The 21,605-nt window shown below is 73.5% G+C and carries 19 protein-coding genes; 13 read left to right on the top strand and 6 right to left on the bottom strand.

Annotated features, from left to right (window positions below):
• The first annotated feature begins 41 nt into the window (after positions 1-41).
• The 5 genes from efeO (at position 42) to ABZW32_RS16770 (ending at position 5,199) form a co-directional block, all read left to right on the top strand.
• Positions 42-1,184, top strand: coding sequence for an iron uptake system protein EfeO (efeO, locus tag ABZW32_RS16790; RefSeq protein ID WP_356216352.1), 1,143 nt, complete (start codon positions 42-44; stop codon positions 1,182-1,184).
• Positions 1,185-1,206: 22 nt separating this feature from the next.
• Positions 1,207-2,070, top strand: a complete 864-nt coding sequence (gene efeU / locus ABZW32_RS16785) for an iron uptake transporter permease EfeU (protein WP_356216349.1) — start codon at positions 1,207-1,209, stop codon at positions 2,068-2,070.
• A gap of 39 nt (positions 2,071-2,109) precedes the next feature.
• A complete protein-coding gene (locus ABZW32_RS16780; protein ID WP_356216346.1) occupies positions 2,110-2,772 on the top strand; it encodes a response regulator transcription factor in 663 nt (220 codons plus the stop codon).
• Positions 2,769-4,151 (top strand): HAMP domain-containing sensor histidine kinase, encoded by a 1,383-nt coding sequence (locus tag ABZW32_RS16775; RefSeq protein ID WP_356216343.1) that lies wholly within the window; start codon positions 2,769-2,771, stop codon positions 4,149-4,151. Before ABZW32_RS16780 ends, ABZW32_RS16775 begins: the two co-directional genes overlap by 4 nt.
• A 196-nt stretch (positions 4,152-4,347) precedes the next feature.
• The gene (locus ABZW32_RS16770; protein WP_356216340.1) at positions 4,348-5,199 is read left to right on the top strand and encodes a hypothetical protein; all 852 of its coding nucleotides are present in this window, start codon (positions 4,348-4,350) and stop codon (positions 5,197-5,199) included.
• 67 nt (positions 5,200-5,266) lie between these two features.
• On the opposite strand, the gene ABZW32_RS16765 is transcribed toward ABZW32_RS16770, so the two are convergent.
• The gene (locus tag ABZW32_RS16765) at positions 5,267-5,986 is read right to left on the bottom strand and encodes a class I SAM-dependent methyltransferase (protein ID WP_356216337.1); all 720 of its coding nucleotides are present in this window, start codon (positions 5,984-5,986) and stop codon (positions 5,267-5,269) included.
• A 288-nt stretch (positions 5,987-6,274) separates the two neighbouring features.
• Here ABZW32_RS16765 and ABZW32_RS16760 point away from each other — a divergent pair, with 288 nt between their 5' ends.
• Genes ABZW32_RS16760 through ABZW32_RS16745 form a run of 4 tightly spaced genes read left to right on the top strand, consistent with a single transcriptional unit; the run spans position 6,275 to position 11,537 of the window.
• The gene (locus tag ABZW32_RS16760) at positions 6,275-6,955 is read left to right on the top strand and encodes a hemerythrin domain-containing protein (protein WP_356216334.1); all 681 of its coding nucleotides are present in this window, start codon (positions 6,275-6,277) and stop codon (positions 6,953-6,955) included.
• A complete protein-coding gene (locus ABZW32_RS16755; protein WP_356216331.1) occupies positions 6,952-7,908 on the top strand; it encodes a pyridoxamine 5'-phosphate oxidase family protein in 957 nt (318 codons plus the stop codon). Before ABZW32_RS16760 ends, ABZW32_RS16755 begins: the two co-directional genes overlap by 4 nt.
• A gap of 37 nt (positions 7,909-7,945) precedes the next feature.
• Positions 7,946-8,074, top strand: a complete 129-nt coding sequence (locus tag ABZW32_RS16750; RefSeq protein WP_356216329.1) for a hypothetical protein — start codon at positions 7,946-7,948, stop codon at positions 8,072-8,074.
• A 46-nt stretch (positions 8,075-8,120) separates the two neighbouring features.
• Positions 8,121-11,537: a BTAD domain-containing putative transcriptional regulator gene (locus ABZW32_RS16745; RefSeq protein ID WP_356216327.1), complete on the top strand. Its 3,417-nt coding sequence runs from the start codon at positions 8,121-8,123 to the stop codon at positions 11,535-11,537.
• Here the strand turns inward: ABZW32_RS16745 and ABZW32_RS16740 are convergent.
• Positions 11,529-12,449 (bottom strand): TIGR03619 family F420-dependent LLM class oxidoreductase, encoded by a 921-nt coding sequence (locus ABZW32_RS16740; protein WP_356216324.1) that lies wholly within the window; start codon positions 12,447-12,449, stop codon positions 11,529-11,531. The two genes, ABZW32_RS16745 and ABZW32_RS16740, sit on opposite strands and share 9 nt — an antisense overlap.
• Positions 12,450-12,641: 192 nt before the next feature.
• Complete coding sequence (locus tag ABZW32_RS16735) at positions 12,642-13,154, bottom strand: MarR family transcriptional regulator (protein ID WP_356216321.1); 513 nt, start codon at positions 13,152-13,154, stop codon at positions 12,642-12,644.
• Positions 13,155-13,223: 69 nt separating this feature from the next.
• Here ABZW32_RS16735 and ABZW32_RS16730 point away from each other — a divergent pair, with 69 nt between their 5' ends.
• The 3 genes from ABZW32_RS16730 to ABZW32_RS16720 all read left to right on the top strand — a co-directional run bounded on the left by ABZW32_RS16730 (position 13,224) and on the right by ABZW32_RS16720 (position 15,966).
• Positions 13,224-13,937, top strand: coding sequence for a hypothetical protein (locus ABZW32_RS16730; protein WP_356216318.1), 714 nt, complete (start codon positions 13,224-13,226; stop codon positions 13,935-13,937).
• A 5-nt stretch (positions 13,938-13,942) separates the two neighbouring features.
• Positions 13,943-14,815, top strand: coding sequence for an SGNH/GDSL hydrolase family protein (locus ABZW32_RS16725; RefSeq protein ID WP_356216315.1), 873 nt, complete (start codon positions 13,943-13,945; stop codon positions 14,813-14,815).
• Positions 14,816-15,078: 263 nt separating this feature from the next.
• Positions 15,079-15,966, top strand: a complete 888-nt coding sequence (locus ABZW32_RS16720; RefSeq protein ID WP_356216313.1) for a hypothetical protein — start codon at positions 15,079-15,081, stop codon at positions 15,964-15,966.
• A gap of 41 nt (positions 15,967-16,007) precedes the next feature.
• Here ABZW32_RS16720 and ABZW32_RS16715 read toward each other — a convergent pair whose 3' ends face one another.
• The gene (locus ABZW32_RS16715) at positions 16,008-17,342 is read right to left on the bottom strand and encodes a GH1 family beta-glucosidase (RefSeq protein WP_356216310.1); all 1,335 of its coding nucleotides are present in this window, start codon (positions 17,340-17,342) and stop codon (positions 16,008-16,010) included.
• Positions 17,343-17,406: 64 nt separating this feature from the next.
• On the opposite strand from ABZW32_RS16715, the gene ABZW32_RS16710 reads away from it, so the two are divergent.
• Positions 17,407-18,057 carry a TetR family transcriptional regulator gene (locus tag ABZW32_RS16710; protein WP_356216307.1) on the top strand — a complete coding sequence of 217 codons (651 nt, stop codon included), beginning with the start codon at positions 17,407-17,409 and terminating at the stop codon, positions 18,055-18,057.
• On the opposite strand, the gene ABZW32_RS16705 is transcribed toward ABZW32_RS16710, so the two are convergent.
• Together ABZW32_RS16705 and ABZW32_RS16700 are read right to left on the bottom strand one after the other, a co-directional pair.
• Positions 18,054-19,316 (bottom strand): MFS transporter, encoded by a 1,263-nt coding sequence (locus tag ABZW32_RS16705; protein WP_356216304.1) that lies wholly within the window; start codon positions 19,314-19,316, stop codon positions 18,054-18,056. The two genes, ABZW32_RS16710 and ABZW32_RS16705, sit on opposite strands and share 4 nt — an antisense overlap.
• Entirely contained in the window at positions 19,313-21,373 is a 2,061-nt protein-coding gene (locus tag ABZW32_RS16700) for an alpha-galactosidase (RefSeq protein WP_356216302.1), read from the bottom strand. The genes ABZW32_RS16705 and ABZW32_RS16700 overlap by 4 nt, the downstream gene beginning before the upstream one ends.
• Positions 21,374-21,605: the final 232 nt, after the last annotated feature.

Raw genomic sequence — 21,605 nt, 5'->3', positions numbered from 1 at the left:
CCTGCCGCGGCTTTGCCGTCCCGCCACGCCTGGGAGTACCCATGTCTTCATCCGCCCGCTCGGTGCTCTTCGCGGCCGCCGGTCTCGCGATAGCCACCGCCACCGCCACGGGGTGCGCCCACAAGAGCGACGACAGCGGCTCCGGCGCCATCAAGGTCAACGCGACGGACAGCGCCTGCGAGGTCTCCAGGACCGAGTTCCCGGCCGGCAAGGTCTCCATCGAGGTCGAGAACAAGGGCTCCAAGGTCACCGAGCTCTACGTCCTCTTCCCGGACGACCGCATCGTGGCCGAGCGCGAGAACATCGGCCCCGGCACCAAGGCCACCATCACCGCCGAGATCAAGGCGGGCGACTACGAGTTCGCCTGCAAGCCCGGCATGAAGGGCGACGGCATCCGCACCAAGGTCAAGGCCACCGGCCAGGGCGGCGGCGACAAGCGCAGCCCCGAACTGGACGCCGCCGTCGCGGCCTACCGCGGCTACGTGCTGGCGCAGGCCGACGAGTCCCTCCCCGCCGTCAAGACCTTCACCGACGCCGTCCGCGCCGGGGACGTGGAAGCCGCGAAGCGGGCCTTCGCCCCGTCGCGGCGCGGCTGGGAGCGCACCGAGCCGGTCGCCGAGTCCTTCGGCGACATCGACCCCAAGACCGACGTCCGCGAGGACGGCCTGGAGCCCGGCCAGAAGTGGACCGGCTGGCACCGCCTGGAGAAGGCCCTGTGGGCCGACAACAGGATCGGGGACGAGGAGACGGCCCTCGCCTCGCAGCTGGACACCGACATCGCCGAGTGGCACAAGCGCGTCGGCACGGCGGAGATCACCCCCACGTCCATGGCGAACGGCGCCAAGGAACTGCTGGACGAGGTCTCCCGCAACAAGGTGACCGGCGAGGAGGACCGCTACAGCCACACCGACCTGGCCGACTTCAAGGCCAACGTCGAGGGCGCCGAGAAGGTCTACGAGCTCCTCAAGCCCGTCACCGTGAAGAACGACGCGGAGCTGGCCAAGAACCTGGACACCCAGTTCACCGCGATCAACACGCTGCTGGACAAGTACCGGGCGGACAGGACCGGCTACGACTTCACCGCGTACGACCAGGTCACCGAGGAGCAGCGCAAGGAGCTCTCGGACGGCGTCAACGCCCTCGCCGAACCGCTCTCCAAGCTCGCGGCCGCAGCGGCCAAGTAGCCGGCGAAAGGAACCCCACGCCGTGTTCGGCAACTATCTGATCGGCCTGCGCGAAGGGCTGGAAGCCAGCCTCGTCGTCTGCATCCTCATCGCCTACCTGGTCAAGACCGACCACAAGGACAGGCTCGCGCCCGTATGGCTCGGCATCGGCCTGGCCGTCACCCTCTCGCTGGCCTTCGGCGCCGTCCTCCAGTTCGGCTCCTCCACCCTCACCTTCCAGGCCCAGGAACTGCTCGGCGGCACCCTGTCGATCATCTCGGTCGGCCTGGTCACCTGGATGGTCTTCTGGATGAAGAAGACCGCCCGCAACCTGAAGTCCGAACTCCAGGGGCAGCTCGACGCCGCGCTCGCCGTGGGCACCGGCGCGCTCGTCCTCACCGCCTTCCTGGCCGTCGGCCGGGAAGGGCTGGAGACCTCGCTGTTCATTTGGACGGCCGTCCAGGCCACCGGCAACGGCATCCGCCCCCTGATCGGCGCGGTCCTGGGGCTCCTGACCTCGGTCGTGCTGGGCTGGCTGTTCTACCGCGGCGCCCTGAAGATCAACCTGGCGAAGTTCTTCACCTGGACCGGAGCCATGCTGGTCGTGGTCGCGGCGGGAGTCCTCGCGTACGGCTTCCACGACCTCCAGGAAGGCGACTTCCTGCCCGGCCTGCACGCCCTCGCCTTCGACATCAGCACGGCCATCCCCTCCGACAGCTGGTACGGGACCCTCCTCAAGGGCGTGTTCAACTTCCAGCCGAACCCGACCGTCCTCCAGGTCACCGCGTGGTGCCTCTACCTCGTCCCGGTGATGGCCCTCTTCCTCGCACCCGCACGCACCACCACTCCCGCCGCCGGCGCGGGGGCGAACGCCGGCGCGCAGGCGAAGGCGACGAAGGCCGGCTGAAGCCCGCCCCCCACCGCCCCCCACGGAACGGAGACCCGCATGAGCCGACACGTCCTGGTCGTCGAGGACGACCACCGGCTGCGCGACGTCCTGCTGCGCGGCCTGCGCGAGGAGGGTTTCGAGACCACCCCCGCGCAGGACGGCGCGGCGGCCCTGCGGCTGGCCGTGGCCGGCATCGACGCCGTCGTCCTGGACGTCGGCCTGCCCGACGCGGACGGCCGCGACGTGTGCCAGGCGCTGCGCGCCAACGGGTTCGACCGCCCGGTGATATTCCTGACCGCCCGTCACCACCTCACCGACCGGCTCAGCGGGTTCTCCGCGGGAGGCGACGACTACCTCGCCAAACCCTTCCACCTCGCCGAACTCGCCGCCCGCCTGAGGGCCGCCGTCAAGCGCGGCCCCCGGGCGGCTCCCGTCGCCGGGGGAGAGGTGGTACTGGACGCCGTCCGCCACACCTGCACCGTACGGGGCCTGCCCGTGAACCTGACCCCGACCGAATTCCGCATCCTGGCCGCCCTGCTGGCAGCCGCGGGGGACCTGGTACCCCGCCGGGACCTGGTGCGCGCCGGCTGGCCGGACGGCGCCCGGGTCAGCGACAACACCCTCGACCAGTACCTGACCCGGCTGCGCCGCAAACTGCGGGAGGCCGGCAGCTCCCTCGCCCTCGCCACCTCCCGGGGCGTGGGGCACCGGCTGTCATGAGGCCGCTCCGGGCCGCGGCGCGGCCGGCCACCCTGCGCGGACGGCTCTCCCTGCTCGCGGTCGCGACCGCCGCCTCCGTCATGGCGGTGTTCACCATCGCCTTCAACGCGTTCGTGCACCAGCACCTGGCCCGCCAGGCGGACGACCAGCTGCGGGCCCGCGCCTCCGCCATCGCCGCCACCGTCGACACCGGCGGCCCCGTACTGCGCGTACTGGAGACCCCGCAGGAGGACCTCCTCGACGCCAACGCCTGGATCTACCAGGGGACGAGCCTGGTCGAGGCGCCCCCCGCCGCCGGGGCGCAGAGCCCCGTCACCCGCGCGGCCGCCCGGCTCGCGGCGGGGGGCGGCGCCCGGTGCGCCACCGCCTCGCACGCCGGGGTGGAGATCCGGCTCTGCGCCCGGCCGGTACCGTCCCCGGGCGGCGGCGGCCCGACGCGGAACGCGACCGTGGTGACCGCGCTCGACCTCACCCCGTACCGCGCGTCCGGTGACACCCTGCTGATGGCCTCCCTGGCACTGGACGCCGTCATGCTCCTCTGCACGTACGCGGTGACCCGTCTCGCCGTCGGCCGGGCCCTGCGGCCCGTCCGCACGATGACCGACCAGGCCGCCCGATGGAGCGCGACCGCCTCCGAAGAGCGCTTCAGCGGTGCGCCCCGGCCCGCCGAACTGGCCCGGCTGGGCGCCTCGCTGGACGCCTTCCTCGACCGGATCCGGGCCGCCCTGCGCCACGAACAGCAGCTCACCAGCGAGCTGTCCCACGAACTGCGCAACCCGCTGGCCACCATCGTCGCCGAACTCGACTGGTGGCAGGCCCGCCCCCGCACCGAGGACGAGACGCTCACCGCGCAGCGGGCCATCGGTGATGCGGCCCGCAGCATGCGGACCATCTGCGACACCCTCCTCGCCGAAGCCCGCGAGGACGCCGGCGGGGTGCCCGGCACCACCGCCGTGCTCCCCGTACTGACCGCCCTCGCCGGCCGCACCGACCCGGCCGGCGTCCCGGTCCGTGTCACCTGCGCGCAGGAGGACCGGGAGTTGACCGCCGGGGTGCCCGCCGCCGTCCTGGAGCGGATCCTCAGCCCCTTGCTGGACAACGCACTGCGCTACGCGGCGACGGCGGTCCACCTCCGGGCGTGCCGGGAACCGGGCCGTGTCCGCATCGAGGTGGGCGACGACGGCCCCGGCGTTCCCGAAGACTTCCGCGCCCACCTGTTCCGGCCCGGCCGCCGGGCCGATCCGGGCGACGGCCACGACGGCGCGGGCCTGGGACTGCCGCTCGCCCGGCGCCTGGCCCGCTCCGCGGGCGGGGAGGCGGAACTCGGCGAACAGAGCGGCGGGGGAGCGGTGTTCGTGGTCGGACTGCCGGCCGGCTGACCCCTTCCCGGTCGCCGGCGTCCTCGCGGGTGTCGTCGGACGCCCGGGTGGCGGGGAGCCGAGCAGTTTCGTCTACAGTTGTGTAGACATTGGTTCGGGTGGCCGGCCGGCTCCGGGATGCCCGGTTGTCGACGCCTGCCCGCACACCGGCATCAGCGGCACGGCGCCCCAGTCGGCGCCGGGAGGGTGGACGTCGATGGCAAGGGTAGAGACGGACAGCAGGGCGGCGGCACGGCGCGATCCGCACGTGCCCGGGCAGGGGGAGTCCCACCACGCCCGACCGGGGGCGGTCCTCTCGAAGGTCCCCGAGGTCACCGCCTGGTTCTGGACGGTGAAGATCCTCACGACCGGCATGGGCGAGACCGCGTCCGACTTCCTGGCCCGGACGCTGGGCCCCGTCCCGGCCGGCTGCCTCGGACTGGCCGGACTGGCCTCGCTGCTGATCCTGCAGTTCTGGTCGGCGCGCTACCGGCCGTGGCTCTACTGGTCGGCGATCGTCATGGTCAGCGTCTTCGGCACGATGGCCGCGGACGTCGTCCACGTCATCGCCGGCATTCCCTACACGGTGTCGGCCGTCGGCTTCAGCCTCGCCCTGGCAGCCGTCCTGACCCTCTGGTACGCCTTCGAGCGGACCCTCTCCATCCACAGCATCCACACCACCCGCAGGGAGTTGTTCTACTGGGCGACGGTGCTCACCACCTTCGCCCTGGGCACCGCGGTCGGCGACCTCACGGCCGGGACCCTGAACCTGGGCTACCTGCCCTCCGGGTTCCTCTTCGCGGCCCTGATCGCCCTGCCGGTGCTGTGCCGCCGCTTCCTCGGGCTGAACGCGGTGGCCGCGTTCTGGGCCGCGTACATCCTCACCCGGCCGCTCGGCGCCTCCTTCGCGGACTGGATGGGCGTCCCCGCCACCCGCGACGGGCTCGGGTGGGGGACCGGCGCGGTCAGCCTCGCCCTGCTGCTCCCGATCGCCGCGCTCGTCGGATACCTCCAGGTGAGCCGCGCCGACACGCCCGTCGCGCCGACTCCCGCCGCGCAGGCCGGCTGACCCACGCGGGGGCGGCGCGCGACGCCGCCCCCGCCCCCCCCGGTGACCGGTGCACCGGGCCGCCGGGTCAGGAGCGCCCGGCGACGAACCAGCGGGCCGGGAGCTCCACCGGCGAGCCGTCGGGGCGGGTCTCGCTCATGGCGAGGGCGGTCGCACCCTCGGCGAGGACGGTGAGCCCCGACCCGCGCAGCAGGGCGGCGACTTCGCCCTCGGCGACTTCGCCGGGGCGCAGGTCGTGCTCCTTGACGCGGCGCAGCCTGGGGGAGGGGCCGCCGGGCAGGGCGGCGATGGCGGCGATGACGTCCTTGGCCTCACCGGTCGGTTCCAGGACGAGGGCGCGGCCGTGCGCGCCGACCAGCCGGGCGACCGCGGCGGCCACCGCGGGGCGGTCCTGCGGGTCGCTCTGGTGCAGGACGGCCCGCATGTAGACGTTGGCGTCGCCGAGGCGCTCGTGCAGGTCGCGGGTCTGGACCGGGTCGGCGAGGTTGAGCTGCTCGTACGCGGCCGCGCCCTTGGGGTCGGCGCGCCGGGCGTGCGCGACGGCGGCGGCCGAGAGGTCGACGCCGACGGCGCGGGCGAAGCGGGTGGCGAGGAAGCGGGTCTGGGTGCCGTTGCCGCAGCCGAGGTCGGCGACCGGGAGGCAGTGGTCGGCGTACGGGGCGAGGTGGTCCAGGTCGCGCTGCGCCGTCAAGGCCGGGTCCGCGTCCCAGAAGGGCTCGCCCGGCTCACCGGAGCTCTGCTCCCAGTAGCCGTCCCAAGAGGTGCGGTAGCGGTCGGACACGGTCATGGGGGGACTCCTCGCGGTGTGCGGCGCTCGGTGTGCGGCGTGTGGTGCATCGGGTTCCGCCGTGCCTGCTGACTACCCGGCGGGCGACCGCCCCAGCCTCGCGGGGATGTTCGAAAGGGCGGTCATGTCACGAGAAGCCACCGGCAGCCGGACTGCCGTTCGTCGACCCCAGGTACGGCGGCAAGCCGGACGGCAAGAGGGACGGCAAGTCGCCGCCAAGTCACCGCCAAGGGGGAGCGGGCACCGTGTCGTCTCCGTAGTCGGCATTCGACCCAGGAGCAACCGAGCGTGTCCCCCAGCAGTGTTTCCGAACGTCCCCACACCCACGAGATGGTCGTGGTCCACCGCGTCTTCCGGCGGGAATCCGCCCTGCTGCCCCGGCTGGTCCGGGCCGTCCCGAGCGGCGCGACGGACCGCGCCGCCGTGGTCGCGGACCACCTGGCCGAGTACATGACGGGACTGCACCACCACCACACCGTCGAGGACGAAACCATCTGGCCACTGCTCCACGAACGCGCGGCGGACCGGGCGTTGGTCACACGGATGGAGGAGCAGCACGCACGGATCGACGCGAGCCTCACCGCGATCACCGGTCGCCTCCCCGAGTGGCGCGGGGCCGCCGGTCACGAGGTGGCGCAGGAACTGGCGGCAGCGCTCGAGGAGCACCGTGCTGCCCTGCTGGAGCACCTCGACGACGAGGAACGCCTCGTTCTGCCGCTGGTCGCCGAGCACCTGACGGTTGCCGAGTGGGAGACGGTCGGACGGCGCGGACTGGAGACCGTCCCCAGGAACAAGCTCATGCTGGCGCTCGGGTCGCTCCTCGAAGACGCGACGCCGCAGGAACGGGAGTTCTTCCTGAGCAGGGCGCCGCTGGTCGGACGCCTGATCTGGAAGGCCTTCGGCCGCCGGCAGTACGCTGCTGCCTGCCGCGCCCTGCGTTCCCCCCTCGATGCGGGAGCGGCGCGATGACGGTACTCGACTCCGCTCCCCACGACGTCCTGGACGCCTACCGCACCTGCGAGTTCGTCACCCTGGGCAAGGACGGGACCCCGCTGGCCTGGCCGACGGCGGTCGGGCGCCGCGACGACGGAACCCTCCTGCTGACCACCTCGATCGCCTTCGCGCAGAAGGCGTTGAACGTCCGGCGCGACGGCCGGGTGGCGCTGCTCTTCTCCGACCCGACCGGAAGCGGCCTCGACCCCGCCCCGCAGGTGTTCGTCGGCGGCCGCGCCCGGTGCCCCGACACGATCATGACGGGTCCGCGAGGGGCCGAGGAGTACTGGCGCAGGCTCTTCGAGCGGCAGCCGCACAGTCGCTCGTACCTCGCGCGCCCCATGAGGCCGCTGATGTCCTGGTACTACATGCGTCTGCTCATCACCGTCGAACCGGAGCAGGTGATCGTGCGGCCGCCGCTGAAGGAGCTGTCGCAAGGCGCGGAACCGGCACCGGCGACGGCGACGGCACCGGCGACCGAGAACGAGGCGCTGCCCGGTGCCGCGCAGCTGGCGAGCCTGCCCACGGCCGTCCTGGCCGCCCGGGACGCCTCGGGTGCGCCCGTGCTCGCCCGGACCCGGCCGCGGCCGACACCGGCGGGCTACCTGGTCCAGGTGCCGCCGGACTGCGCCGTCGAGCGGGGACCGGCCAGTCTGCTGGTCCACCGGCACGACGACCGGCTCGACCACATGTACAACGCCCTCGTCCGCGGGGACCTGCGGCGCACCGACGCCGGCTGGCTACTGGTGCCGTCCACCGTGGTCGAACCGATGGGCTCGGGCCGCGCGAGCGATGCGCTGCGGGTCCTGCGCCGGACGAAGCGGTCCACCGAGCGCTACCTCGCACGTCGCGGCCTGCGGCGCCCGAAGGTGCAATGGGAACTGTTCCGCGCCCTCGCGGATTCGGCACGGCAGGCGGAGCGGAGTTGAGCGTGCCGAACCGCTGCCCCGCCCGAAGGGGGCCCGCGTGCGCACCCTGATCGGGCTCGCCGCCGCAGCACTCAGCCGGCTGCGGCGTCACCCGTACCGGTCGGCACGCCTCGTGCCGGCCGACCGGGCCCGCCTGCCGGCCGTGACGGGGTCTCCGCACCACTGATCAGCGAAGATCTGCGCTTCCGTGTTTCGCTTACGATGTCCATGTCATGGTTACAGTGAAGGTGCTCGGCCCGTTCCGGGCCGAGGTCGACGGCCGCCCGGTCGACGCCCGCGGCCGGCTCGCACGGATGGTCCTGGTCCAACTGCTCCTCGCCCGGGGCGCGGTCGTGCCCACGGAGCGGATCGTCGAGAGGCTGTGGCCGACGCACACCCCGCCCAGCGCACAGGCGTCGCTCCACGCGTACATCGCGCGTCTGCGGCGCCTCCTCGAACCGGAACGGGCGCCCCGGGCTCCCGCGCGGATCCTCCTCAGTGCCCCCTACGGCTATGCCCTCGCCCTGGACCCGGGGGCGGTGGACGCCTGGGTGTTCGAGGACCGGGTGGCGGCCTGCTCGACGGCCGGGCTGCCCGCCCACCGCGTCGCCGAGGGCATGTCCCGGGCGCTCGCCACGTGGGGCGGGCAGCCGTACGCGGAATTCGCGGACGAGCCGTGGACCGCGGGTGAACGCACCCGCCTGGAGGAGATGCGCCGCACCGCACGCGAACGGCTGGCGGCGGCCCGGCTGGGCTGCGGGCAGGCCGCGCAGGCCGTCGCCGACGCGGGCGCGCTGACGGCGGAACAGCCGCTGCACGAGGAGGGCTGGCGGCTGCTGGCCCTGGCCCTGTGGGCGCGGAACCGGCAAGGGGACGCCCTGGCCGCGCTGCGGCAGGCCCGCCACGTACTCGGCGAGGAACTCGGCGTCGAACCCGGGCCCGCCCTGCTGGAACTGGAACAGGCCCTGCTGCACCAGCGCATCGACCTGCTTCGGCAGGCGACCGGGTCACCCGCCTCGGCGACCGTCCGCGCCGGGACGGCCCCTGCCGTGCAGGCGGCGCAGACCCCCGTCGTCGCCGTCGGCCCCGGCACGCCGACCGCACCGACGGTCCGGACGGCGGACCGGCTCCTGGGCCGCGACGAAGAGCTGGCCCGGCTCGCCGCCGCGGCGGACCGGGCACGGGGCGGCCGGGCACAGGTGGTCCTGGTCTCGGGTGAAGCCGGCATCGGCAAGTCCAGCCTCCTGGAGACCGCCCTTCGCCAACTGCGCGAGCAGGGCTGGCTGGCCGGGTCCGGGCAGTGCCCGGAGAGCGAAGGCGCCCCGCCCGGCCGGGCCTGGTTCGAGATGCTGCCGCTCCTCGCGACGGAGGCCGCACCGGGCCCGTACGCCGATGAGCTCGCTCCGCTGCTGGCCCCGGGCACCGTGAGCGACCCCGTGCAACCGGACGGCAGCCCGGCCCGGCGCTTCCGCCTGCACAGCGCGCTCCTCGGCTGGCTCCGTGACGCCGCCCTGCGGCGGCCGCTGGCGATCGTCCTGGAGGACCTGCACCGGGGTGACCAGGAGAGCGTCGAACTGTTCCTGCTCTGCGCCGAGCAGCTGCGCGAGGTACCGCTGCTCCTGGTGGGCTCGTACCGCACGGGCGAGGGCGATCTCACCGGGGCACTGGCACGCCTGGCGGCCTGCTCACCCGTACGGCTGCCGCTCGGCGGCCTCTCGGACGACCATGCGAAGGCGCTGCTGCGGCGGGCCGCCACCGGCATCAGCGACCGGGCCGCGGCGGCTCTGGCCGAACGCGCCGGGGGAAACCCCTTCTACCTGCGCGAGAGTTCACTCCTTCTGGCCGGCGAGGGGGAGGAGCAGGCGCTGGCCCGCATTCCGCAAGGGGTCCAGGACGTGCTGCGGAGGCGGCTCGCGCTGCTGGCGCCCACCGTGACCGCCGGACTGCGCCTGGCGGCCGTCGCCGGGCGGGAGTCCGCGGTCGCCCTCCTGGTCCACGCCGCGGACGGCGATGGCGACCAGCTCCTCGACGCCCTGGACGCGGGCGTCGGCGCCGGACTCCTCACCGAGCCGCGTCCGGGCACGGTCCGCTTCAGCCACGCCCTCGTACGGGACGCGCTGGAAGCCGACCTCACCCGCCTGCGGCTGGCGCGGATGCACTCCCGACTGGGCAGGAGCCTGATCGCCCTCGGCTCCGACGACGTCGCCGCCACGGCCCACCACCTCCTGCGGGCGGCCGCGGTCGTGACCGCCGATGCGGGGCCCGCGGTCCACCACGCCCGGCTCGCGTGCGAACAGGCGGTGAGCCGCTACGCCCCGCAGGACGCCGAAACGCTCCTCGGCGCGGCCCTCGACCTGCTGGCCGGCCAACCCTCCGCCTTCACCGACCAGGACCCGGCCCTGCTGCGCGTGCTGCTGCTGGGCCGGCTCGTGGACTGCCGGATCCGGATGGGCGCCGTGGTACCCGCCCGCGAGGCACAGCAGCAGGCCGTACGGGTGGCCCGCGCGGCGGGCCGGGCCGACCTGCTGACCGCCGCCTACACCACGTGGACCGAACCGACGCCCTGGCGCGTCCGCGCGTACGCGGCGTCCGACCCGGAAGCCGTCGGGGAACTCACGGAACTGCTGGAGGGCCACGACCTGGCCGAACGGCAGCGGTGCCTGCTCCTCGACCAGCTCGCCGATGCGCTCGACGACACCGACCCCCGCGCCGTTGCCGTGGCACGCCAAGCCGTGGAGCTCGCCCGCACCCTGGACGAACCACGCCTTCGGGGCCTGACGCTCACCTCGCTGCTCCGCCGGATCGACTGCGAACTCGAACCCGACGCCTACCGGGAGCTCCACGAGGAACTCTCCGCGGTGGCCGCCTCCCAGGACAGCCCCGAGTACTCCTGGATGAGTGCCTACACCGCCGCCCGTCTCGCCGCCGCCCGCAACGACCCGGCGGAGATGGAGCAGTGCCTCCTGCACGCCGACGAGATCGCCCGTACCTACGGGCTCCGGGGCGCGTTCGCGGTGGCCAGGCTGCGCCGCCCCATGCTCGCCCTGGCCCGGGGGCGATTCGACGAGGCGGAACAGGAACTGGGATCGGCGGTGGCGGAACTGCGGGCGCGCGGGGCAGTGGACCTCAGCGGGCTGGCAGGCCTGGCCGTCGGGTGCATCCGGCTGCAGCAGGGCCGGCTCGCCGAAGTCCTGCCCGTGCTGCTCGCGGTGTGGGAGCAGTACAAGCCGCACAACGAGGCCCTCACCGCACTCGCACTGCGGGCCGCGGGCCGCCCCGAACAGGCACGGGAGGTCTTCGACCAACGCGCGCCGCTCCTGCCCGACTTCGCCTACTCCATACTGGCCGCCCTGCGCGGTACGGCCGCCATCGCGTTCGGCGACCGGGAAGCGGCCGCCGAGGTCTACCGGGACCTGCTGCCCCTCCAGGGTCTGGCAGGCGGTGCGAGCAGCCTCAGCCTCGTCTTCCGGCCCGTCGCGCAGACCCTGGGCGAACTCGCCCGGTTCCTGGGACACCCGCGGCAGGCCCGGCGCCACTTCCTCGAAGCCGTACGGGTTGCCGCCGCGTGGGATTCGCCCCACTGGGACGAAGCGGCCCGAGCCGCCCTGGCCGAGCTCCCGGCAGAGCCCGGGCAGAGCCCGTCACGGTGAGTTCCCGGTCAGCTCGGCCACGAACTCCGCTGCCAGGTCGAGGAACCGGTCGGGCGAGTCCGTCGTCAGTTGGAGGTCGACCAGCACCTCGTCGGTCTCCTCCCCGCACATCGTCCGCAGGTGATCGCAGATCTGGCGCACGGTCCCGCGGTGATGTGTCTCCTCGGGTGCGGCCTCGGCCGCGGTGACGTCGGCGTTCACGCGGAACACCCGGCGCAGTCCCGCCGGGTCCCGCCCCGCCCGCTCGGCCGCCTCGACGGCCACGGCCCACAGGCCGTTGAAGAACGGCACGGGCATCGACGCCGCGAGCCAACCGTCGGCACGCCGGCCGACCCGCTCCAGGGCGAACGGGGTGAAGCCGCCCAGCAGGATCGGCGGCCTCGGCTTCTGCACGGGGTTGGGCAGGACCGTCGACTCGGAGATCGTCCACAGCGGTCCGGCATGTGCGACCGTGGCGGACCGCCACACGGCCTCCAGGACGTCCAGAGTCTCCTCCAACCGGGCGCCGCGCCCCCGCCACGGCACACCGGTGGCCGTGTACTCTTCCCGCATCCAGCCCAGCCCGATGCCCACGTCCAGGCGTCCGCGGCTGATCAGGTCGAGGGTCGTCAACGCCCGGGCGAGCACGAGGGGCGGCTGCCACAGGGCGTTGAGCGTGCTGCTGCCCAGACGTACCCGCTCGGTCGCCGAGGCCGCCAGGCCCAGTGTGAGCAGCGGGTCGAGGTGGGTCCCGTACCGGACGGGCATCGGCTTCCCACCCGCGTACCCCTCCGGGGGCGTGAGCGGGGACAGGAGCCGGTCGGCGACCCAGAGGCTGTCGCACCCCAGGGCCTCCAGGGCGGTGCACATGCCGGCCGTGCGGTGGGGGTCGGCGAACGGGCCGAACTGGGGGACGCTGAATCCAATGCGCATCGCGGAAGGCTCCTCGATCGGCTACGGGGCGGGGGCCGGGCGACCGGACGGCACCGGTCGTGAGCCCAGTCTTCGGAGCCCGTTTGCAGGGCGCTTGCACCCGACTTGCCACACCCGGCCCGTGCGAATCAGGCCCGCCGACGCGGCGGATGGTCCGGTCCGCAACAGGGTCCCGGCCGCCCGGAGCGGGATTCAGCCGCGGTTGCGGTAGCCGGGGTGGACTCCCGCGGTCAGCTCCTGTTCGGCGGCGATGCGTTCGAGGAGGCCGAGGAGGTGCGTGCGCTGCTCCGGGTCGAGGGCGGCGAGCAGGGCGTCCTCGTGGGCGGCGGCCGCGCGGGAGACCGCGCGGAGCGTGCGAACGCCCTCCGCCGTGAGGTGGAGTTCGTGGTTGCGGCGGTCCTCGGCGCTGCGCCGCCGTTCGACGAGGTCCTTGCCCTCCAGGCCGTCGATGAGCGTGACGACACGACTCGGTACGACGCCCAGTTGCTCCGCGAGGGCCCGCTGGCTGCGCCCCGGCTGCCCGGCGATCATGCGCAGCAGTCCGACGTCCGCCGGGGTCAGTCCCAGGTGGCCGATGCGTTCGGCGAAGCGTCCGGCGGCGTGCGCGCCGATCTGGGCGAGGAGGAACGCGGCTCCGCGCGGCCCGGTGGCCGGGGCCGTGGCCGGGGCGGGATCCGTCGTATGCGGTTGCCGGGAACTGTTCACCCGCCTATCGTAAGCCAGGAGCAATGATTCTCATCGGTGAACGATTAACTTGAAAGAACGGATTCTGCCGTGACCGCCATCCCCGAGACCGCCGCCACCGAGACGCGCGGCCGACGCGACCCGCAGGCCGGGCCGCCGCCCGGCATCCTCGCCGTGGTCTTCACCGCCCTCTTCCTCGCCGGGCTCGTGTCCAGCACCCTCCTCGCGGGCGGGGACACCTTCCCCTCGCCCTTCGGCTCCACCGACACCGTGACCTCCTACTTCCGCGACCACACCGGCGCGGTCCGCCTCTCCGGGGCCCTGCAGTTCGCGGCCTCGGTGCCGCTCGCGATCTACGCCGCGACCGTCTCGGCGCGGCTGCACAAGCTCGGGGTCCGCGCCCCCGGCGCCACGATCGCCCTCGCCGGGGGCGTCCTCGGCGCGGCCTTCCTGGCCTGCTCCGGACTGGTCACCTGGGTGCTGTCGCGGTCCGAGGTGGCCGCTCACGCCGAACTCGTACGGCCCCTGCAGTACCTGGCCTTCGGGCTCGGCGGGCCCGCCCACGTCGTCTTCCTGGGGCTGCTGGTCGCCGGGATCGCCGTACCGGGGCTGCTCGCCGGCCTGCTGCCCCGCGCCCTCGCCGTAACGGGCCTGGTCATCGCCACGATCGCCGAACTGTCCACGCTGGTCCTGCTGGCCGACGGCGCCGCGCTGCTGCTGCCGGTCGCCCGGTTCGCCGGTCTGCTGTGGCTGATCGCGGCCGGGTTCCTGCTGCCGCGCCGCCGTGTCCGTACGGAGGGCTGACCGCCATGACGAACGACACCACCGCCACCGCCCCCGCCCCCGCCCCCGCCCACGACCCGGCGGAACGAATGCTCCGCTTCCACCAGCCCGAGAAGCTCCTGCGCCACCTCGGCCCCGCGCCCGACGAGGCCGTGCTCGCGCCCCTGTTCGGGCTCGACGAGGCCGGCTACCGGATCCGCCTGGACCGGTTCGAAGAGCGGAACCGAGCGGCCGCCGCCGCGCTCGCGGCCGCGCCGGGGGCGGCCGCGAGCCTGGCCGGGCTGCCGTTCCGGCCGGGCGAGCACGTCGTGGCCGTCGGGGAGAGCACCACCGCCGACCGGCTCTCCTGGTTCGAGATCCTGCGACACCTGCTCCCGGAGGGCGTCCGCGCCACCAACCTGGCCCTGACCGGAAGTACGACGACCCAAGCCCTGGCGAACGTCCCGCTGCTCGCGTTCCAGCGCCCCGACTGGGTGCTGTGCATGCTGGGGGCGAACGACGTCCAGCGACTCGACGGGGTCCCGCTGGTCGCCGCCGCCGAGACCCGCCGGGCCCTGCGGGCCCTGCGCGACCTGACGGTCCGCCGGACCGGGGCCCGGTGGATCTGGCTCACCCCGACCGGAGTCGATGCCGGACGGGTCGCGCGGTACGCGCACTTCCGCAGGGCGGGGCTCACCTGGGCCTCGGCGGACCTCGACGCCCTCGCCGAACTGCTGCTCGCGGAGCCCGGGACCACGGTCGACACCCGGGCCGCCGCGCACGGCCGCGTGGAGGAGGACGGCCTCCACCTCACCCCCGCCGGTCAGCAACGCGTCGCGGCGGTCGTGCTCGACGCGCTCGCGCGGGTACCGGTCCGGGAGCAGGACCTCGCCCCCGACCCGGCAGCGCCACGGACGTGACCGGAGGTCCCCGCCGTTCGACCGGGGCGGGCGTGCGGGGCTCCCTCGCCGCACCCCGCCCCCGGGGACCCGGCTGCCGTCGCTTCCCCCGGAGCCCCATCGGTGGGATGTTACGGGCCGGAGCGGCCCGCAGCAGGCCGCATGGAGGGATCGGGGTGGACACCGTGATACGCCTGCGACACCGCACCGGCACAACGGCAGCAAGGGACCGGAGAACCGGCAGATCCGGCGCGACCGGCACGGCGCGGCGCCGCTGGGCGGCGGTGGCCGCCACCGCGATCGCCCTGGCCGCACCACTGACCCTCGGTGCCGCGGCGGACGCGGGCGCGGCAGGGGGCCACCTGATCGCCTTCGCCCGCTACACCGCGGCGGCGCCCACGGAAGACCTCTACGTGATCTCCCCCGGTGGCGGCTCTCCCGTCGACGTCACGCACACCCCCACCATCAGCGACGTGATGCCCAGTTGGTCCCCGGACGGCAAGCGGGTGGCCTTCGTCCGCCACGGATCCGGCGGCGCCGTCGACGGCATCTGGACGATGAACAGCACGGGCGGCGACCTGAAGGCCGTCCCCGGCACCGAGGGCGCCTCCGACCCGGCGTGGTCCCCGGACGGCAAGCGGATCGCCTACGCCGAGCCGGTCGGCACCCAGCGCGAGATCTACGTGGCCGGCCTGGACGGTACTCCCGCCACCCGGCTCACCCACGCGGCGGCGGACGACCTCCATCCGACGTGGTCCCCGGACGGCGGGTACCTCGCGTTCAGCCGCGCGGACGCGGGCGGACACAGCAGGGTGATGCGGATCCGGCTGTCCACCCTGGCCGAGACGCCGGTCACCGGGAGCGGCTCCCACGACTGGACGCCCGACTGGTCGTCCGGTGGCCGGATCGCCTTCAGCCGCGTGGACGCCTCCGGCTTCGCCCACCTCTACCTCGTACGCCCCGACGGCACCGGACTCCACCGGATCACCGCGGCCCGTGCCCACGACAAGAACCCCTCCTGGTCCCCGGACGGCAGCCGCCTGGTCTTCACCAGGGGCGGTTCCGACGACGCGGACCCCGAACACCTCTACCTGGTACGGGCCGACGGCACTGCGCTGACCCAGCTCACCAAGGCCGACTCCCACGACCTGGAGGCCGACTGGCGCCGCTGAGCCACCGGCTGCCGGCCCCACCGGCCCCACCGGCCACCGGCTCAGCCGCGCTGGGCGCGGATGAGATCGCGGTACCAGGCGAAGGACGCCTTCGGGGTGCGGACCTGGGTGTCGTGGTCGACGTGGACGAGACCGAAGCGCTGGTGGAAGCCCTCGGCCCATTCGAAGTTGTCCATCAGGGTCCAGGTGAAGTAGCCGCGGACGTCCACGCCCTGTGCCACGGCGGCGTCGACGGCCCGGAGATGGGAGTCCAGGTAGTCGATGCGGTCCAGGTCGGGGACGGTGCCGTCCGCGGTGACGACGTCCTCCACCGAACAGCCGTTCTCCGTGATGTAGACCGGCGGGAGGGCCGGGTAACGCTCCTTGAGGCCGACGAGCAGTTCCCGTAGGCCGTCGGGGACGACGGGCCAGTCGAAGGCGGTGCGGCGGTAGCCCTCGATGGGAGCCTCTTCGAACGGCAGGCCCTCCGACGTCGGAGCCTGGATGCGCGTCGGGTTGTAGTAGTTGATGCCGAGCGCGTCCAGCGGGGCCGAGATCAGTTCGAGGTCGCCGTCCCGGACGGAGCCGCCGAGGGTGGCGTCCGCCCCGTAGGCGGACAGGTCGGGGTAGGCGCCCGTCAGGATCGGGTCGTTGAACAGGCGGTTGTGGAGGTTGTCGTAGGCCTGCGCGGCGGCGCGGTCGGCGGGGGCGTCCGAGGCGGCCCAGACCGGGGTGCAGTTGTTGGCGATCATGACCTGGAGGCCGCGTGACCGCAGCTCCCGCAGCGCCAGGCCGTGGGCGAGCAGTTGGTGGTGGACGACCGGCAGGCAGTCCAGGAACAGGGTGCGGCCCGGCGCGTGGACGCCGAGGCCGTAGCCCCAGACCGCGTGGATGAACGGCTCGTTGAGCGTGATCCACTTCTGGACGCGGTCGCCCAGCCTGTCGGCCACCACGGCGGCGTACTCGGCGAAGCGGTACGCGGTCTCGCGGTTCAGCCAGCCGCCCTCGTCCTCCAGGCCCTGCGGGAGGTCCCAGTGGAACAGCGTCGGGACGGGTTCGACGCCGCGCGCGAGCAGGCCGTCGACCAGCCGGTCGTAGAAGTCCAGGCCCTGGGGGTTTACCCCGCCGCTGCCGGTCGGCCGGATCCTGGGCCAGGCGATGGAGAAGCGGTAGCCGGTCAGGCCCGCTTCGGCCATCAGCGCCAGATCCTCCTCGTACCGGTGGTAGTGGTCGCAGGCCACGTCACCGGTGTGCCCGTCGCGGACCGTACCGGTGCGGGCGGTGAAGGTGTCCCAGACCGACGGGCCCCGGCCGTCCTCCTTGGTGGCGCCCTCGATCTGGTAGGACGCCGTCGAGGCACCCCAGACGAAGTCCGCCGGCAGATGGTCCAGCTTCATCTCCTGCAACCTCCCAAAATGTGAGTCTGACTCATATTAGCTGGCCGGATGGGATGATGGAACGGTGAATCAAGACCGCCACCCCCAGACGCTGCGCCGCCGTCCCGTCCAGAAGCGCAGTGCCGAACGTTTCGAGCGGCTGCTGGACGCCTGCGCCGAACTCCTCGACGAGGTCGGCTACGCCGCTCTGACCACGAAGGAAGTGGCGCGCAGGGCCGAGGTGTCCATCGGCACCCTCTACCAGTTCTTCTCCGACCGGGAGGGGCTGATCGGCGCGCTCGCCGCCCGGAACCTGGAGGCGTTCCTGGAGCGGGTCGCGGTCCGGATGGAGCGCGAGAACCCGCAGGACGTCCCGGGCGTCGTCGAGGTGGCCGTCGAGGAGTACGTCGCCATGCGCCGGACGGTCGCCGGTTTCGGCGTGGTCGACTTCGGCGCGGTGGGCCGGGACCACACCCTCGATCCGGCCCTGGACAACAACACGGCGGTCGCCGGACGGCTGCGCTCGCTGACCGCGTCCCTGTCCGGCGTCCAGGACGACGCCGAACTGGACATCGCCGTACGGGTGGCCCTGGAATGCGCGGACGGCGTGCTCGGACTCGCCTTCCGCACCGATCCGCAGGGCGACCCCCAGCTGATCGCCGAGTGCAAACGAGTCCTCAACAGCTACCTGAGCGATCGGATCCGGTCGCTCGCGACGGGTCGGGAAGCGCACTAGCGGATGCTCCTGACCTTCCAGACCAGGACCGCGCCCAGCGCGGACATGGCCGCCGAGCAGAGGAACAAGGAGGGGTAGCCGCCCAGTTCCCCGAGTACGACGGAGGCGATCGGGGGTACCAGGACGTAGGGCAGGGAAGCCATCAGGTTGGCCAGGGCCATGTCCTTGCCCCGGTCCGCCGAGGCGGGCAGCACCTCGGTGACCAGGGCGGTGTCGACGGCCAGGTACACGCCGTAGCCGAGACCCAGGATGACGGCCGCGACCAGCGTCATGGTCCAGGTGGGCGACAGGGCGAGCGGGATCGCGGCGACGGCCATCGTGACGCCGCCGGCGAAGACGAGCATGCGGCGCTTGCCCAGCCTGTCCGAGAGCCAGCCGCTGAGGACGACCGTCGAGACCGTGGCCAGGCAGTTGACGCCGACCACGATGAGCAGGCCGTCCTCGGTGGACCGGCCGGGGAACAACTGCTCGTAGTGCAGGACGTCGTCCAGGAAGTACGGCATGTAGAGCGTGCCCAGGCCGTAGCCCAGCCCCATGATGAACCGGGAGCCCATCGCCCAGACGAAGTCGGGGTGCCTGCGCGGGCTGATCCGGTAGCCCGCCAGGAACGCGCGCGGCGAGAACGGCTCGCGGTGGCCGGGGGGAAGCGGCGGGTCCTTCATGACGACCGCGAACAGCACGATCAGCAGCGGGAACGAGGCCATCAGCACGTACTGGGCGGGGAAGCCCCCGATGAGTCCGAGCAGCAGCCCGCCCGCGATCAGGCCGCCGGCCTGCGGGACCGTGGCCCAGCCCAGGACCACACCGCGCTGTGCGACGGGGACCCGGTCGGGCACCACCGGCGCGATCCCGGCTCCGATGATCATGAAGGCGGCGGACAGCACGAGGGAGCCGATCGCGACGCCGGCGACCGTCGTCTGGACGCCGGTGAAGACCAGCGCCGCCATGCAGGCCAGCGAACCCGCGATCATCCACGGCCGGCGGCGGCCGAAACGGCCGGTGGTGCGGTCGCAGAGCGCGCCCGCCAGCGGCGCGATCACGATTCCCGAGATCGCGCCCATCGCGCTGACCCAGGCGTAGGCGCCGACCTTCCCCGCCGGATCGATCTCGGCGATCTGCGCGGGCATCAGGAACGTGGTCGGCACCTGCATCGGGATGAACATCCCGGTGTTGGCCAGCACGTACAGGAGGATCCAGCCGGGGCCGACCCTGCGGGTCGGCTCGGCGAGGGCCTCGGGCCGTGCGGGGGCGAGGCTCATCGGGGCACTCTCTTGAGGTGGACGAGCTCGCTCGTGCAGTCGAAGGACAGCAGCGGCGGGAGGCCGTGGCCGAGCAGGACGGCGCCTTCGTGGACGGCCCCGGTGTCCTCGTCCCGGTAGCGGGCACGGGGGTCGAGGCCCTTCAGCCGGGTGCGGGCGACGGTCCGGTCCAGCCCGGACGGCTGGAACCGGAAGACGACGGCCTCGTCCCCGGCGAGGTACTGCACGGCGTCGTGCCCGAGGCGGTACAGGGCTCCGCCGTGCACCACGGGCCGGATCCGCTTGTACTGGTCGACCAGCGCCCGGGCCCAGCCCAGTTCGTCCTCGCTCCATTTCCGCAGGTCGCCGCCGATGCCCATGGCTCCGGCCATGGAGACATGGAAGCGGTACCGGACCGGGGCGGGGCGGGCGGTGGAGCCGTTCGGGCTGTCGGTGACCCAGGCGCCCATGGTCCGGGCGGGCAGCAGCTGGCAGTGGCCGTGCTGGATCGCGACCCGTTCGGCGGCGTCGGTGTTGTCCGAGGCCCAGACCTGGTCGGCGCGGGCCAGCACGCCCAGGTCGGCCCGCCCGCCGCCGCCCGCGCACGACTCCAGGTACAGGCCGGGACGGGCGGCGCGCAGCCGGTCCATCACCTCGTAGACGCCCCGCGTGTGCTCGATCCAGACCCGGTCGGGGTCGGCGGCCCCCGGCTGCCCCGCCTCGCTGAAGGACCGGTTCATGTCCCATTTGAGGAAGGCGACGTCCAGCTCGGTGACGGTCCGCACCAGCCATTCGACCGCCCATTCACGGACGTCGCGGCGGGCGAAGTCCAGCACGTGCTGGTTGCGGCCCTGCGTGCGGGTACGGCCGTCCTGGCAGAGGATCCAGTCGGGGTGCGCACGGAACAGGTCGCTGTCGGGGTTGACCGCCTCGGGCTCGACCCACAGGCCGAAACCCATGCCCAGCGCGCGGACGTGGTCGGCGAGCGGGCGCAGGCCGTTCGGGAAGCGGTCGGGGTTGGGCCACCAGTCGCCGAGCCCCGCCATGTCGCTGGTGCGGGCGCCGAACCAGGCGTCGTCCACCACGAAGACCTCGACGCCGATCCCCGCGGCCAGCCCGGCCAGTTCGGTCTGCTGCTCCTCGCCGATGTCGAACTCGGTCGCCTCCCACGAGTTGAAGATCAGCGGGCGTTCGGCCGGCCGGGCGGGCAGCACCCGGTCCTCGACGTAGGCGTGCCAGCGGCGGCTGGTGCCGCCGAAGCCGTCGGGGGCGTACAGCCCGGTGAAGACGGGGGTCTCCAGGCGCTCGCCGGGGAGCAGTTTCCAGACCAGGCCCTCGTGGCCGAAGCCCCCGGTCCAGGAGGCGCGGCCGTACGGGTCGCGGCGCAGGGTGGTGCGGCGGCTGCCGCTCCAGGCGAGGGCCGCGCTCCAGACCTCGCCGTGTTCCTCCGCGGCGTCGTGCGCGTCGAGCATCAACCAGGGTCCGGCGTGCCGCCCCGTGATGCCGAGGCGGCTGGTGAACACCGTCTCCCCGACGGTCACCCGGTCGCGCCGGAGCTGGAACTCCCTGCCCCACTCTCCCACCACGTGGCTCACCCGGTAGTCGTCGCGGGCGGGCAGTGTCCAGGCGGCGGAGTCGAACCGCAGGACGTCCACCGGCTCGTCCGCGGTGAGCACCGCCCAGCGTTCCACCTGGTCGTGGCCGTCCCGGAGCCGGTAGTTCAGGTCGAGGGCCAGGGAGCGGACGCGGTCGGTGAAGGAGAGCGTGAGCAGGCCGGCCTCGGCCCGGTGCGAGACGAACCGCCACTCGAAGCCGCGCACGCCGTCTTCGAACCGGACGGTCAACGACGGTGCCCCGAACCGCAGACCGCCCTCGACGGCGAACTCCTCGCCGCCGGGGTCGTCGCCGCCGGGGTCCTCGGCGGGCAGGTCGCCCGCGATCACGACGGCCTGCTCCAGGGTCAGTTGCGGGCCCCAGTGCACGTGCCGGGGGACGTCGTCGGCGTCCAGCCGGAAGGCGTAGGAGGTGCCGGGCGTGCTCAGCAGCCAGAGGCGGGCTTCGGAATGGTAGGAGATCACACGCAGCCTCAATGTGAGTAGGGCTCATGTTTCGCGCGTATGCTACGTGAGCCCACCCGCGCCGCCAACCCCCTTGACGGGGGCCGACGTCGGGGAGAGGGCTCCGGCGGGGGCGGGATCCGCCCGCGCCGATGGCGGCACCGCCGCTGCGAGCGGCATCCGTACGACCCCGCGTGGTCCCGGGCCGTCGCCCCCGAACGGGGTGGCGGCCCCTTTTCGTGCGCTCCGGCGC

Source organism: Streptomyces sp. NPDC004667, assembly GCF_040609475.1.
Taxonomy (GTDB): Bacteria; Actinomycetota; Actinomycetes; order Streptomycetales; family Streptomycetaceae; genus Streptomyces.
This window is presented reverse-complemented; position numbering and strand designations above follow the sequence as displayed.